Here is a 12,835-nt window from a genome sequence, read left to right as displayed (position 1 = left end):
CATAAAAAAAGCCGACCTGCGGGTCGGCTTTTTTACGGGCGCTCAATTGCTCAGCGCTTGGCGGCCGAGAAGAGCTCTCCGCCGAGCTTGGCACCCTTTTTGATGTTCTTCTTGGCGAACCAGCCCTGGTTCATCTCGAGCACGTAGCGCACCGGCTCCTCGGAGCAGTGCGAGTTCTCGGTCATCGGCTGCATGTCGACCAGATTGACGATGCGGCCATCGTCGGCCACGAAGGCGGCGGTCAGCGGCAACAGGGTGTTGCGCATCCAGAAGCACTGCGTGGCCGGCTGCTCGAAGACGAAGATCATGCCTTCGGCCTGCGGCATCGTCTTGCGGAACATCAGGCCGATCTCGCGCTCGCGGGGCGATTGCGCCACCTGCGCATCGATCTTGTAGAGGCCGACCGACAACTGCGTGCGTGCCAGATCGGTTTGGGGTTGCGGTTGGATTTGCTGCTGCGCGTGGGCCGGCGCCAGGAAGGACGCGGACACCAGAAGCAGCGCGGCGAGACGCTGAAACATCGGATGACTCTTTCGGGGCCGCGACACACGAGGTCGGCCCGTGACCAATAAAAATGCCCGCTGGAGCGGGCATTGCCGGGAGCTTGAAAGCTTACACCTTCTTGGCGGCGGCCGCGTGGGCCTTGGAGACGTGACGCACCTTGTGCTTCTTGACCGTGTGCTTGGCCTTGGCCTTGTGGACGGCGGGAGCGGCCGGCGCTGCGGGAGCGGGTTCGGCGGCTTGGGCGAATGCACCGGCTGCGAAGAGGCCGGCGACCAGGGCTGCGATCAGCTTGTTCATGAGAAATCCTTTGAGATTGTTGATATGGATCACCTCCCTGCGGAAGGCCTCCATTCAACGGACCTCAAGAACCCCGGTTGACAGTGGTTGAACAAAACTGCGAACGAAAAAAAGCGCTCCGGAGAGCGCTTTTCTTAAGGGGACAGACCAGCTTACTTGGCGCCGGGCATGTCAGGCGTGCCGCCTTGGGTGGCCTTGCGCTTCACGCTGCCGTCCTTGTTGCGGCGACGATCGTCGCGGGTCTTGGCGCGCTTTTCGCCAGCAACGCCAGCCTTGTCGGCACCGAAGGCGCCGCCTTCAGGCGTCTTGGCGATGTCGCCAGCAGCGGGAGCCACTTGACCAGCGGGCTTGGCTTCCTTCTTGGCTTCAGCGCGAGCTTGCGGCTTGCTGTTGGTCGCGTTGCCTTGTTCGGGCGTGGTACCGGCCGGGTTCTGGGCGTACGCGCCAGCGGCGAACAGGCCAGCGATCATGACTGCGAGAAGTTTGCTCATTGATGATTCCTCTATCGAGAATTGGTTGGAAACGCCTCCCGGCGAGCAGAAGGTCAGCCAGTAACGGGCTCTATCGCCCTACGGTTGACAATTGTCCGCTGATGGGTTGCGTCTAAAATGTACAGCGATTTGTTAGCGCGCTGTACAGCGATTCTCCCTCGCTGTCTGAATTCGCAGACAGTCGTTCGAATTACGTCACTCCCGGAGTCAAGCCCCCTCATGTCCAGCTATCAGCACATCAAAGTCCCGACCGAAGGCCAGAAGATCACGGTCAACGCTGACAATTCGCTCAATGTGCCCGATCAGCCGATCATTCCGTTCATCGAAGGCGACGGCACCGGGCTGGACATCACGCCGGTGATGCTCAAGGTGGTGGACGCCGCAGTGGCCAAGGCCTACGGCGGCAAGAAGAAGATCCACTGGATGGAAGTCTACGCCGGCGAGAAGTCGACCAAGGTCTACGGCCCCGACGTCTGGCTCCCCGAGGAAACTCTGCATGCGGTGCGCGACTACGTGGTGTCCATCAAGGGCCCGCTGACCACGCCCGTCGGCGGCGGCATCCGCTCGCTGAACGTGGCGCTGCGCCAAGAGCTCGACCTGTACGTCTGCCTGCGGCCCATCCAGTACTTCGAAGGCGTGCCCAGCCCGGTGCGCGAGCCGCACAAGACCAACATGGTCATCTTCCGCGAGAACTCGGAAGACATCTACGCCGGCATCGAGTTCGAAGCCGAAAGCGACAAGGCCAAGAAGCTCATCAAGTTCCTGCAGGACGAGATGGGCGTCAAGAAGATCCGTTTCCCCAACACCTCGGGCATCGGCGTCAAGCCCGTGTCGCGCGAAGGCACCGAGCGCCTCGTGCGCAAGGCCTTCCAGTACGCCATCGACAACGACAAGCCGAGCGTGACCCTGGTCCACAAGGGCAACATCATGAAGTTCACCGAAGGTGGCTTCCGTGACTGGGGCTACAACCTGGCCGCCAAGGAATTCGGCGCCGAGCTGATCGACGGCGGCCCGTGGATGAAGTTCAAGAACCCCAAGACCGGCAAGGAAATCACCGTCAAGGACAGCATCGCCGACGCGTTCCTGCAGCAGATCCTGCTGCGTCCCGCCGAATACAGTGTGATCGCCACGCTGAACCTCAACGGCGACTACGTCTCCGACGCGCTGGCCGCGCAGGTCGGCGGCATCGGCATCGCACCGGGTGCGAACCTGAGCGACACCGTCGCCATGTTCGAAGCCACCCACGGCACGGCCCCCAAGTACGCAGGCAAGGACTATGTGAACCCGGGTTCCGAGATCCTGTCCGCCGAAATGATGCTGCGCCACATGGGCTGGACCGAAGCGGCCGACCTGATCATCAGTTCGATGGAAAAGTCGATCGCCAGCAAGAAGGTCACCTACGACTTCGCGCGTCTGATGGACGGTGCGACGCAAGTGAGCTGCTCTGGTTTCGGTCAGGTCATGATTGACAACATGTAATTGCGATCACTGACGTCGAGAAACGTCAGACCCTTATCAAGCCCTCGAGCTTCCGAAAGGACTCGAGGGTTTTTTCTCGCCTGTCGCCCTCGCGATATCGTTAGTGAATTACCTCCTTTGTGCTCTGAACGTAAGTAGAGGCGGGCAAACATCACAGATCAATAGGCTCCGTCTTTCGTTTAACTATTGGTAGAAACTGTGCTGTGTTTGCCTCGCAGCGAGCCGCCAGAATCGCGCCCATTCCAAGAAGCATAGGGGGCGCGAAGTGGGGAAAAAGAACGCAGGAATCTGCCCGGCAACAGGGGGCCTCGCAGACGACTCGATCGAACAGGGCGTGCACGCTGCACGGCAGATCGCGCAATGACGATCTCTCGGCGAGCGCTGTTCGGCAAGCTCAACCTCACCTTGTTTCGCGGCATCGAGTCCGCCACCGCCTTTGCCAAGCTGCGCGGCAATCCCTATGTCGAACTGACGCACTGGATTCACCAGCTCTGGCAGCTCAACGACAGTGATCTGCACCGCATCTGCCGGCACTACCAGATCGACGCGCAAGCCATCGAGAAAGACTTCGCATCGGCCTTGTCCAGCTTGCCATCCGGTGCCACCTCGCTGACCGATTTTTCCAGTCACATCGAAGCTGCCATCGAGCGCGCGTGGGTACTCTCGAGCCTCGAGTTCGGCGCGCATTGCGTACGTGGTGCGTGGCTGCTTGCTGCGCTGCTTCAGACGCCGGACCTGCGGCGCGTGCTTCTTGGCATCTCGTCTGCATTCCAGAGAATCCCAGCAGACCAACTGACGGAGGCCATCGGTGCCATCGTGGCCGGCTCCCCCGAAGGGCAGGAAGGACCGCACGATGGCTCCGGGCTGCCATCAGCGCTGCCTGGCGAAGCCAGCGCCGCGCTCGCGGATGCGGCGTCGGATGGAAAGTCCGCGTTGCGGCGCTACTGCACGGATCTGACCGAGCGCGCATCTCAAGGGCAGATCGATCCGGTCATCGGCTCGCGCCATCACGGCCAAGCGACGGCAGCACGCTGAATTTTTCCCTTCGAGAAACCTGCTCCATGACCGCTCCCATCCACACCGACGCCGAGCCCACCGCCTACGCCACGCGCGCCCGCATCGAGGCGGGCGACCGGCTGTCTCCCTTCAGCGCGACAGCGCCTTGTGGCCCCAGCCTGGAATACGACGCCGAATACGCCGTCCTGCTGGCGCGCATGTCCCCGCGTGGCGATGCGCAGTACGGGCAGTTCGTCGGAGCACCCGACGCCCCGAACTGGGCCGAGATCGAACGGGACTGCCGTCGGCTGCTGTTGCGGACGCGGGACATCAATCTCTTTGTCTGGCTGTGCCGCGCGCGCACCCGGCTGGCGCAGGCGGCAGGGCTTGCGCAGTCGTTGGTGCTGCTGGTCGAGGCGCTCCGGACCTGGCCCGAAGCGGTGCACCCCCAGTTGGTGATCGAAGGCGAGCGCGACCCGGCCGTGCGCGCCAATGCGCTCGCTGCGCTGGCCGATCCGGAGGGCCTGTTGAGCGACGTGCGAGAAGTCGTCATTGCAGCCAATGCCGCGCGGCACCTGACGGTGCGTGAAGTCGAGCGCGCCTTTGCGATGCCCCGGGCGCCGGACGCAGCCAGTCCGGAGGCCATGGCGCAGCAGCTGGCAGACCTCGCGGCCGCTGCGTCGGGCGACGACCAGGCGCCGCTGCGCCTGTTGGCGCAAGCGGCCGAGGCGGCGGCGCAGATCGTCGCCTGGGCCGCCCAGCACCTGGGGCTGGACGCGCCTCCACTGCATGCGCTGGTGCGGGTGCTGGCCCCATTCCAGCGAACCGGGGCATCGGCGCCGCCTGTCGCGGCCGCAACAAGACCTGATCCGCTTCCGTCGTGGCCGGCAAGCACGCCAGCCGGTGAGGGCCTGGCGACACGCGACGACATCCTGCGTAACATTCGCAAGGCCCGGCGATGGTTCGAGAACCACGAACCGAGCAGTCCTGTCGCCGTGTTGCTCAAGCAGGCCGAACGCATGACCGGCTTGCGGTTTTCCCAGGTGGCCGATGCCATTCCACTTGATCTGCTGCGCAAATGGGATGCCGACGAGGAGGCTTCGCTGTGACGCTGATCCAGGCCAATTTCCTTGTCGTCTGCTTCGCGGTCGGCGCCGCCGGCGCCTTGCTGGGTCTCTGGGTGTTCTCGCACAGGCTCGGCAGGCAACTCGACGCGCAGCGCCGTGCCTCGGATTCGGAGCGCGAACAGGTGCGGCTGGCGATCCGCGCCGAGTTGGCGCTGCTAGGGCAGCAGCAGACCGCACATCAGAAAGCGCAACACTTGGCCCTGACGCGGTGGCAGGCAGAGCAGGATGCGCGGCGGCTGGCTGAATGGCAGGCGCTGTCGCCAGCGCTCCCCACCTTGACGGGCAGAAGAGGAGGGCCGGTTGCGCCGCCCGTTGCACCCTCACCCCTGCAGCGGCCGAGACCATTGCCACCAGTACCGGCCTTGCACGAGGATTCGGAGTTGCAGAACTCGCCAGTCCCGTTCACGCTGCCCGCCGCCGTTCACGAGGAAGCAGAGTCGGCTCCCGAGCGCGAACTCACCGACGAAGAAATTGACGCCTTGCCGCCCGATCTGCCGGTGCCGACCCGGGTGCCGGGCCGGAAATTGCCGGCGCCCAAAGGTCCTGTTCTGCGCAATCTGTAAAAAAGACCGGCAATCTGCCGGTTTTTTTACGTCTGTCTTCGTGCTGTCGTACACGCCGCATGCCTCTTGATTTGTCGAATAGGCGTCACCAAGTCTGTTGGCGTCGGCACGGTGCTTGCACGCTCTATAGAATCTTTTTCATGGCAACGAGAATTCCCAAAACTCCCAGCACCCCACCGGCGCAGAAACCGGCGGGCGACGACGGAGATTCGGTCGTTCTGGAGCGCCGCCCGCAAAAAACGGCGCCGCCCCAGATGTACCAGGTCGTCATGCTGAACGACGACTACACGCCGATGGAGTTCGTGATCGTCATCCTGCAGGAATACTTCAGCAAGGACCGAGAAACGGCGACCCAGATCATGCTCAAGATCCACCTCGATGGCCGGGGTGTCTGTGGGGTTTATTCCCGCGACATGGCGGCCACCAAGGTCAATCAGGTGATGGAGGCCGCGCAGCAGGCAGGGCACCCGCTGCAATGTGTCAGCGAACCGGTCGCGTGAACCAGTTGAATTGCACGCGCTCCAACCCATCTGAGAACTTATTTACAGCAAGGCAAAAGGAAATCACATGATTGCCCAGGAACTGGAAGTCAGCTTGCACATGGCCTTCGTCGAGGCCCGGCAGCAGCGCCACGAGTTCATCACCGTGGAGCATCTGCTGCTCGCTTTGCTGGACAACCCGAGCGCCGCAGAGGTTCTGCGCGCCTGCTCGGCGAACGTCGACGACCTGCGGGCGTCGCTCACCAACTTCATCAAGGACAACACGCCGCAAGTGGCGGGTACCGATGATGTCGACACCCAGCCCACCCTGGGTTTCCAGCGCGTGATACAGCGCGCCATCATGCATGTGCAGTCCACCGGCAACGGCAAGAAGGAAGTCACCGGCGCCAACGTGCTGGTCGCGATCTTCGGCGAGAAGGATTCGCACGCCGTGTACTACCTGCACCAGCAGGGCGTCACCCGCTTGGACGTGGTCAATTTCATTGCCCACGGCATCAAGAAGAGCGATCCGCCGGAAGCCGTCAAGGGCAGCGGCGAAGCTCCGCAAGGCGAGGGCGAAGAGGGTGGCGGCGAACGCAACGAGAAGGCCTCGCCGCTCGAGCAGTTCACGCAAAACCTCAACCAGCTCGCCAAGGACGGCAAGATCGATCCGCTGATCGGCCGCGAATACGAGGTCGAGCGCGTCATCCAGATCCTGTGCCGCCGGCGCAAGAACAACCCGCTGCTCGTGGGCGAGGCCGGCGTGGGCAAGACCGCGATCGCGGAAGGCCTGGCATGGCGCATCACCCAGGGCGACGTGCCCGAGATCCTCGCCGAGGCGCAGGTCTACTCGCTCGACATGGGCGCGCTGCTGGCCGGCACCAAGTACCGCGGTGACTTCGAACAGCGCCTGAAGGGCGTGCTCAAGTCGCTCAAGGACAAGCCGAACGCCATCCTGTTCATCGACGAAATCCACACCCTGATCGGTGCGGGCGCAGCCTCGGGCGGCACGCTCGATGCGTCGAACCTGCTCAAGCCGGCGCTCTCCAGCGGCCAGCTCAAGTGCATCGGCGCCACCACCTTCACGGAATACCGCGGCATCTTCGAGAAGGACGCGGCCCTGTCGCGTCGTTTCCAGAAGGTCGACGTGGTCGAGCCGTCGGTGCAGGAAACCGTCGACATCCTGAAGGGCCTGAAGTCGCGCTTCGAGGAACACCATGGCGTGAAGTACGCCGTGGCGGCCCTGCAGGCTGCAGCCGAGCTCAGCGCCAAGTACATCAATGACCGTCACCTGCCCGACAAGGCGATCGACGTCATCGACGAAGCCGGCGCCGCCCAGCGCATCCTGCCGCCGAGCAAGCGCAAGAAGACCATCAGCAAGACCGAAGTCGAGGAAATCGTCGCGAAGATCGCGCGCATTCCCCCGGCCAACGTCAGCAACGACGACCGCAGCAAGCTGCAGACGATCGAGCGCGACCTCAAGAGCGTGGTGTTCGGCCAGGACAAGGCACTCGAAGTGCTGGCCTCCGCGGTCAAGATGGCGCGTTCGGGCCTGGGCAAAGGCGACAAGCCGATCGGCTCGTTCCTGTTCTCCGGCCCCACGGGCGTCGGCAAGACCGAAGCCGCGAAGCAGCTGGCCTACATCATGGGCATCGAGCTGATCCGCTTCGACATGTCGGAGTACATGGAGCGTCACGCGGTGAGCCGCCTGATCGGCGCGCCTCCGGGCTACGTCGGTTTCGACCAGGGCGGTCTGCTGACCGAGGCTGTCACGAAGAAGCCGCACGCGGTGCTGCTGCTCGACGAAATCGAGAAGGCGCACCCGGACATCTTCAACGTGCTGCTGCAGGTCATGGACCACGGCACGCTGACCGACAACAACGGGCGCAAGGCCGACTTCCGCAACGTCATCATCATCATGACGACGAACGCGGGTGCCGAGACCATGAACAAGGCGACCATCGGCTTCACGAACGCGCGGCAGGCCGGCGACGAAATGGGCGACATCAAGCGCCTGTTCACGCCTGAATTCCGCAACCGTCTGGACGCCATCGTCAACTTCAAGGCGCTCGACGAACAGGTCATCCTGCGCGTGGTCGACAAGTTCCTGCTGCAACTGGAAACCCAGCTCAGCGAGAAGAAGGTCGAGGTCACCTTCACCGACAAGCTGCGCAAGCACCTGGCGAAGAAGGGCTTCGATCCGCTGATGGGCGCACGCCCGATGCAGCGCCTGATCCAGGACACGATCCGTCGTGCGCTGGCCGACGAGCTGCTGTTCGGTCGCCTGACCGACGGCGGTCGCCTCGAAGTCGACCTCGACGAGAAGGACGAAGTGCTGCTCGACATCCAGCCGATCCCGAAGAAGGAAGGCAAGTCGAAGCCCGAAGCGGAGGAAGCAGCCACGGGCTGATCCCGCCTCTCTGAGGAACGAAGTCAAAGGCCGGTAGCATTCGCTGCTGGCCTTTTTCTTTGGGCCGGCCGAAAACACTCCGCCTTCAACCGCTTTTGCCTTGATCCTCCCCGAACTCAGCCACGAATGGAAAACCGGCCTCTCCCTGGCGTGGAGCGGCTACATCGCCGTGCTGTCGATCTGGATCGTGATGCAAAAGCGCGCGCCGGTGTCCACCATGAGTTGGATCCTGTCGCTGGCGTTGCTGCCGTTCGCGGGCTTCATCGTCTATTACTTTCTGGGGCCGCAGCGGCTGCGCAAGCAGCGGCTCAAGCGCCTGCGCAACCGCGCGAACGCCCATGCGCAGGCCGACCTGGCGCGGCTGCGTGACGCCTCGCAGCATGCGCCGCCGGCACTGCAGCAGATGGCCCGGCTGGGCACCGCCGCCTGCGGCCTGCCGGTGTCGAGCGCCACGGGCGTCGAGCTGCTGTCGGGCGGTGCGCGCACCTTCGACGCGATCTTCGAGGCCGTGCGCGCGGCGCGTGACCACGTTCACCTCGAGTACTACATCTTCGAACCTGACCGCATCGGCACCGCGCTGCGCGACCTGCTGGTCGAGCGCGCGCAGGCCGGCGTGCGGGTGCGCCTGCTGCTCGACGCGCTCGGCTCCAAGCGCATAGGCCGCAAGTTCATGGCGCCGATGCACGCGGCGGGTGTGGAGGTGGCGCTGTTCCACGACACCAAGATCGGCCGGCGCCTGCGCCCCGTGACCAACTACCGCACCCACCGCAAGATCGTGGTGTGCGACGGCCGCGTGGGCTTCACGGGCGGCGTGAACATCACCGACGAGGAAGACAAGCGCACCAACCCCAAGGACGCGTACCACGACGTGCATGTGCGCATCGAAGGCAGCGCGGTGCGCTGGCTGCAGACCACCTTCCTCGAGGACTGGAGCTACGCCACCGGCGAAAAGCAGCACCGCTCCGACGCCGTGCTGGACGCGCTGCTGCCCCAGGTAGAGGCGGGCGACATCCCGGTGCAGATCGTCACCAGCGGCCCCGACAACGCCTTCGAGGCCATCCACCGCATGCACGTCGAGGCCATCCATTCGGCCACGCGCCGGGCCTGGCTCACCACGCCGTATTTCGTGCCGGGCGAGCCCGCGCTGATGGCGCTGACCAGCGCGGCGCTGCGCGGTGTCGACGTGCGGCTGCTCGTGCCGCGCCGCAGCGACTCGGCCATCGTGAGCGCCGCCGCGCGTTCGTACTTCGACGAGCTGATCGCCGCAGGCGTCAAGATCTGGGAGTACAAGGAACGCATGCTGCACTCCAAGACGCTGGTGGTCGACGACCATTGCGCGATGATCGGCACCGCCAATTTCGACAACCGCAGCTTCCGGCTCAACTTCGAGGTCTGCGCCGTGGTCTACGGACCCGCGCTGACCCAGCCGCTGGCGGCGCAGTTCGAAACCGACCTGCACAGCTCCGGCGCGGTGCGCGCCCACCGCCCGCAGACTTTCTGGCGCCGCCTCGGCGATGCCATTGCGCGACTGTTTTCTCCCTTGCTCTGAATGAACCACACCTTTCTCTGGCACGACTACGAAACCTTCGGCGCCGTGCCGCGCCGCGACCGTCCCTCGCAGTTCGCGGCCATCCGCACCGACGCCGAGCTCAACGAAGTCGGCGAGCCGCTGATGATCTATTGCAAGCCCGCGCCGGACTACCTGCCCAGCCCCGAGGCTTGCCTCATCACCGGCATCACGCCGCAGGTCTGCCTGGAGCGCGGCATTCCCGAGCACGAGTTCGCGGCGCACATCGAGCAGGCCTTCTCGCAGCCCGGCACCATCGGCGTGGGCTACAACACCATCCGCTTCGACGACGAGGTCACGCGCTTCCTGTTCTGGCGCAACCTCATCGACCCGTATGCGCGCGAATGGCAGAACGACTGCGGCCGCTGGGACCTGCTCGACGTGGTGCGCCTCACGTATGCGCTGCGCCCCGACGGCATCGAGTGGCCGAAGAAGGAAGACGGCAAGCCCAGCTTCAAGCTCGAAGACCTGGCGCGCGCCAACGGCCTGCTGCACGAGTCGGCGCACGATGCGCTGTCCGACGTGCGCGCCACCATCGCGCTGGCGCGGCTCATCCGCGACAAGCAGCCCAAGCTCTTCGACTTCGCCTTCGGCTTGCACAAGAAGGACCGCGTGGCGATGGAGCTCGGCCTGCCCGCGATGCGCGAGACCGCCAAGCCCTTCCTGCACGTGTCGGGCATGTTCCCGGTCGAGCGCGGCTGCCTGGCCGTGATGTGGCCGCTGGCCAGCCACCCGACCAACAAGAACGAGCTGCTGGCCTGGGACCTGTCGCAAGACCCGAGCGAGCTGCGCGACCTCGACGCCGAGACGCTGCGCCTGCGCCTGTTCACGCGCACCGCCGATCTGCCCGAAGGCATGACGCGGCTGCCGATGAAGAGCGTGCACCTGAACAAGTCGCCGATGGTGGTCGGCAACCTGCGCACGCTGGCACCGGCCATGGCCGAGCGCTGGGGCGTCGACATGGACACCGCCATGCGCCACGCCGCCATCGCGCGCGACCTGCCCGACATGAGCGCCATCTGGTCGCAGGTTTTTTCCCGCCCGAAGGAGGCGACGCCCGATGTCGATGAAGACCTCTACGGCGGCTTTGTCGGCAACGGCGATCGCCGTCGCCTGAACCAGCTGCGCGGCCTGTCGCCCGAGGGGCTCGCCAAGGAGCGCGTGGCCTTCGACGACGGGCGGCTCGAGGAAATCCTCTTCCGCTACCGCGCACGCAACTGGCCCGAGTCGCTGAACGAGGAAGAAGCCGAGCGCTGGGAAGCCCTGCGCGTGGCGCGCCTGTTCAAAGGCGAGGGCGGGGCGCGCACCATCGAGGCGCTGTTCAGCGAAGTCGATGCGTTGTCCGAGAACGCCGACGAGCGCGGCGAGGAAATCCTCGGCGCGCTGTACGAGTACGCCGAGTCGATCGCGCCCGAGGCCTGAACCAAGACCGAGGGCCGGCATGAACAGCGTCGCACGCCACAGACTGTTTCGCGCAGGCGTGGCGGCCGCGCTGGCCGCTGCGGGGCTTGCAGGCTGCGCCGCAGGGCCGTCCGGCCACTGCGCCGCGGGCTTCGAGGCCTTCGAGCGCTACACCCTCTATTTCGGCCGCGCCATCCCCACGGGCGGTCAGGTGTCCGACGCCGACTGGGCCGACTTTCTCGACACCCGCGTCACACCGGCCTTTCCGCAAGGCTTCACCGTGCTCGACGCCGCCGGCCAGTGGCGTGGTGCGTCGGGGCAGGTGGTGCGCGAGCCCTCGAAGCTGGTCGTGCTGCTGCACCCGCGCGACACGAAGGCCGACACGGCCATCGCTGCGTTGATCGACACCTACCGCCAGCGCTTCGCGCAAGAGGCGGTGTTGCAGGAAAGGCAGTCCATCTGTGCCCGTTTCTGAAGCCGCTCCTACCGTTCGCCGTCTGGTTCCCGCCGATGCGCCGGCCTACCGCGCGCTGATGCTCGACGCCTACGCGCGGCACCCCGAAGCCTTCACCTCCACGGTCGAAGAGCGCGCCCGCATGCCGCCGACGTGGTGGGAGACGCGCCTGCGCACGGACGCCGATGCGGTCGAGGTGGTGTACGGCGCCTTCGATGCCGCCGGCGCGCTGATCGGCGCGGCGGGGCTAGGCCGCGAATCGCGGCAGCGCACGCGCCACAAGGCGACCTTGTTCGGCATGGTGGTGGCGGAATCGGCACGGCGCGCGGGTGCCGGGCGACAACTCGTGCGGGCCTTGCTCGCGCATGCATGCACGCTCGACGGCGTGCGCGTGGTGCAACTGACGGTGACAGAAGGCAATCGCCCGGCGCAGGCGCTGTACGAACGCTGCGGCTTCCAGGTCTTCGGCGTCGAGCCGATGGCCACCGTGCTCGATGGCGCGTTCTCGTCGAAGGTCCACATGTGGTGCGACCTCGACGCGACACCGTCTTCGACTTAGTCGCCGCGCTCGCGCACCATCAGCAGCGCGGGCCCGTCGGGCGTGACCACTTCGCCGAGCGCGCGGAAGCCGGCCTTGGCGTAGCTGCGGATCGCGCGGGCGTTGCGCGGCGACGGATCTGTCTGGATGCGCGTCACCGCCGGGTCGGCGAACAGCTGGTCCGTGAAGGCACGCACCATCGCGCTGCCGAGTCCGCGATTCAATTGGTCCGCCTGAGCCAGGAACTGGTCGATGCCGCGCGCACCCGGATCGCGCTCGTCTTCCCACCAGCCGTCGCCCGAGCCCATCACGACGTACGACTGGATGAATCCCAAGGGCTGCCCGTCGCGCAGCGCGATGTAGCCGCGGTCGGGCGACTCGGCCGCCAGCATCGGCGTGAAGTCGGCCTCGACCTCGGCGAGCGTCGGCACGGGCGTCCACCATTCGGCCACGTGCGGGCGGCACAGCCAGTCGTGGAGCATCGCGAAATCCGTGGCGTGCAGCGGGCGGAACGAAATCGAATGCATGG

At 65.3% G+C, this 12,835-nt stretch carries 13 protein-coding genes and 1 pseudogene; 10 read left to right on the top strand and 4 right to left on the bottom strand.

Translation table 11 applies throughout. From position 1 onward, the window contains the following. Positions 1 to 50: 50 nt before the first annotated feature. The 3 genes from AC07YS_RS00960 to AC07YS_RS00950 form a co-directional block, all read right to left on the bottom strand. Positions 51 to 521, bottom strand: coding sequence for a DUF192 domain-containing protein (locus tag AC07YS_RS00960; RefSeq protein WP_082548869.1), 471 nt, complete (start codon positions 519 to 521; stop codon positions 51 to 53). A 91-nt stretch (positions 522 to 612) separates the two neighbouring features. Then, entirely contained in the window at positions 613 to 801 is a 189-nt protein-coding gene (locus AC07YS_RS00955) for a hypothetical protein (RefSeq protein ID WP_070060553.1), read from the bottom strand. A gap of 152 nt (positions 802 to 953) precedes the next feature. Continuing rightward, a complete protein-coding gene (locus AC07YS_RS00950) occupies positions 954 to 1,292 on the bottom strand; it encodes a hypothetical protein (RefSeq protein ID WP_062471494.1) in 339 nt (112 codons plus the stop codon). A gap of 219 nt (positions 1,293 to 1,511) precedes the next feature. Here AC07YS_RS00950 and icd point away from each other — a divergent pair, with 219 nt between their 5' ends. The 10 genes and pseudogenes from icd (at position 1,512) to AC07YS_RS00900 (ending at position 12,327) form a co-directional block, all read left to right on the top strand. After that, positions 1,512 to 2,771 carry an NADP-dependent isocitrate dehydrogenase gene (icd, locus tag AC07YS_RS00945; protein ID WP_062471491.1) on the top strand — a complete coding sequence of 420 codons (1,260 nt, stop codon included), beginning with the start codon at positions 1,512 to 1,514 and terminating at the stop codon, positions 2,769 to 2,771. A 360-nt stretch (positions 2,772 to 3,131) separates the two neighbouring features. Then, positions 3,132 to 3,770, top strand: a pseudogene (locus AC07YS_RS00940) (Clp protease N-terminal domain-containing protein); the annotation flags it as partial. Positions 3,771 to 3,832: 62 nt separating this feature from the next. Next, positions 3,833 to 4,876, top strand: coding sequence for a type VI secretion system protein TssA (locus AC07YS_RS00935; RefSeq protein ID WP_495267234.1), 1,044 nt, complete (start codon positions 3,833 to 3,835; stop codon positions 4,874 to 4,876). Then, entirely contained in the window at positions 4,873 to 5,457 is a 585-nt protein-coding gene (locus AC07YS_RS00930; protein WP_495267233.1) for a hypothetical protein, read from the top strand. The genes AC07YS_RS00935 and AC07YS_RS00930 overlap by 4 nt, the downstream gene beginning before the upstream one ends. Positions 5,458 to 5,597: 140 nt before the next feature. Continuing rightward, the gene (gene clpS, locus AC07YS_RS00925) at positions 5,598 to 5,957 is read left to right on the top strand and encodes an ATP-dependent Clp protease adapter ClpS (RefSeq protein ID WP_062471456.1); all 360 of its coding nucleotides are present in this window, start codon (positions 5,598 to 5,600) and stop codon (positions 5,955 to 5,957) included. Positions 5,958 to 6,024: 67 nt separating this feature from the next. Further along, on the top strand, positions 6,025 to 8,346 hold the full coding sequence (clpA, locus tag AC07YS_RS00920) for an ATP-dependent Clp protease ATP-binding subunit ClpA (RefSeq protein ID WP_062471453.1): 2,322 nt from the start codon (positions 6,025 to 6,027) through the stop codon (positions 8,344 to 8,346). 100 nt (positions 8,347 to 8,446) lie between these two features. Continuing rightward, positions 8,447 to 9,895: a cardiolipin synthase gene (cls, locus tag AC07YS_RS00915; protein ID WP_139706230.1), complete on the top strand. Its 1,449-nt coding sequence runs from the start codon at positions 8,447 to 8,449 to the stop codon at positions 9,893 to 9,895. Continuing rightward, complete coding sequence (sbcB, locus tag AC07YS_RS00910; protein WP_095745215.1) at positions 9,896 to 11,335, top strand: exodeoxyribonuclease I; 1,440 nt, start codon at positions 9,896 to 9,898, stop codon at positions 11,333 to 11,335. A gap of 19 nt (positions 11,336 to 11,354) precedes the next feature. Next, a complete protein-coding gene (locus AC07YS_RS00905; protein WP_495267232.1) occupies positions 11,355 to 11,789 on the top strand; it encodes a DUF3574 domain-containing protein in 435 nt (144 codons plus the stop codon). Continuing rightward, a complete protein-coding gene (locus AC07YS_RS00900) occupies positions 11,776 to 12,327 on the top strand; it encodes a GNAT family N-acetyltransferase (protein WP_495267231.1) in 552 nt (183 codons plus the stop codon). The genes AC07YS_RS00905 and AC07YS_RS00900 overlap by 14 nt, the downstream gene beginning before the upstream one ends. Here the strand turns inward: AC07YS_RS00900 and AC07YS_RS00895 are convergent. Further along, the gene (locus tag AC07YS_RS00895) at positions 12,324 to 12,833 is read right to left on the bottom strand and encodes a GNAT family N-acetyltransferase (RefSeq protein WP_495267230.1); all 510 of its coding nucleotides are present in this window, start codon (positions 12,831 to 12,833) and stop codon (positions 12,324 to 12,326) included. The genes AC07YS_RS00900 and AC07YS_RS00895 overlap by 4 nt on opposite strands. Positions 12,834 to 12,835: the final 2 nt, after the last annotated feature.

This window comes from Variovorax sp. GW458-11-26-14-LB1 (assembly GCF_059423965.1).
The sequence above is the reverse complement of the archived record's forward strand: the minus strand, read 5'-3'. Positions and strand labels throughout refer to the sequence as shown.

Coding starts and splice junctions, on each gene's coding strand:
- AC07YS_RS00950 (WP_062471494.1), bottom strand. CDS start 1,292: ATGAGCAAACTTCTCGCAGTCATGATCGCTGGCCTGTTCGCCGCTGGC.
- AC07YS_RS00955 (WP_070060553.1), bottom strand. CDS start 801: ATGAACAAGCTGATCGCAGCCCTGGTCGCCGGCCTCTTCGCAGCCGGT.
- sbcB (WP_095745215.1), top strand. CDS start 9,896: ATGAACCACACCTTTCTCTGGCACGACTACGAAACCTTCGGCGCCGTG.
- AC07YS_RS00895 (WP_495267230.1), bottom strand. CDS start 12,833: ATGCATTCGATTTCGTTCCGCCCGCTGCACGCCACGGATTTCGCGATG.
- AC07YS_RS00935 (WP_495267234.1), top strand. CDS start 3,833: ATGACCGCTCCCATCCACACCGACGCCGAGCCCACCGCCTACGCCACG.
- AC07YS_RS00905 (WP_495267232.1), top strand. CDS start 11,355: ATGAACAGCGTCGCACGCCACAGACTGTTTCGCGCAGGCGTGGCGGCC.
- icd (WP_062471491.1), top strand. CDS start 1,512: ATGTCCAGCTATCAGCACATCAAAGTCCCGACCGAAGGCCAGAAGATC.
- clpS (WP_062471456.1), top strand. CDS start 5,598: ATGGCAACGAGAATTCCCAAAACTCCCAGCACCCCACCGGCGCAGAAA.
- clpA (WP_062471453.1), top strand. CDS start 6,025: ATGATTGCCCAGGAACTGGAAGTCAGCTTGCACATGGCCTTCGTCGAG.
- AC07YS_RS00960 (WP_082548869.1), bottom strand. CDS start 521: ATGTTTCAGCGTCTCGCCGCGCTGCTTCTGGTGTCCGCGTCCTTCCTG.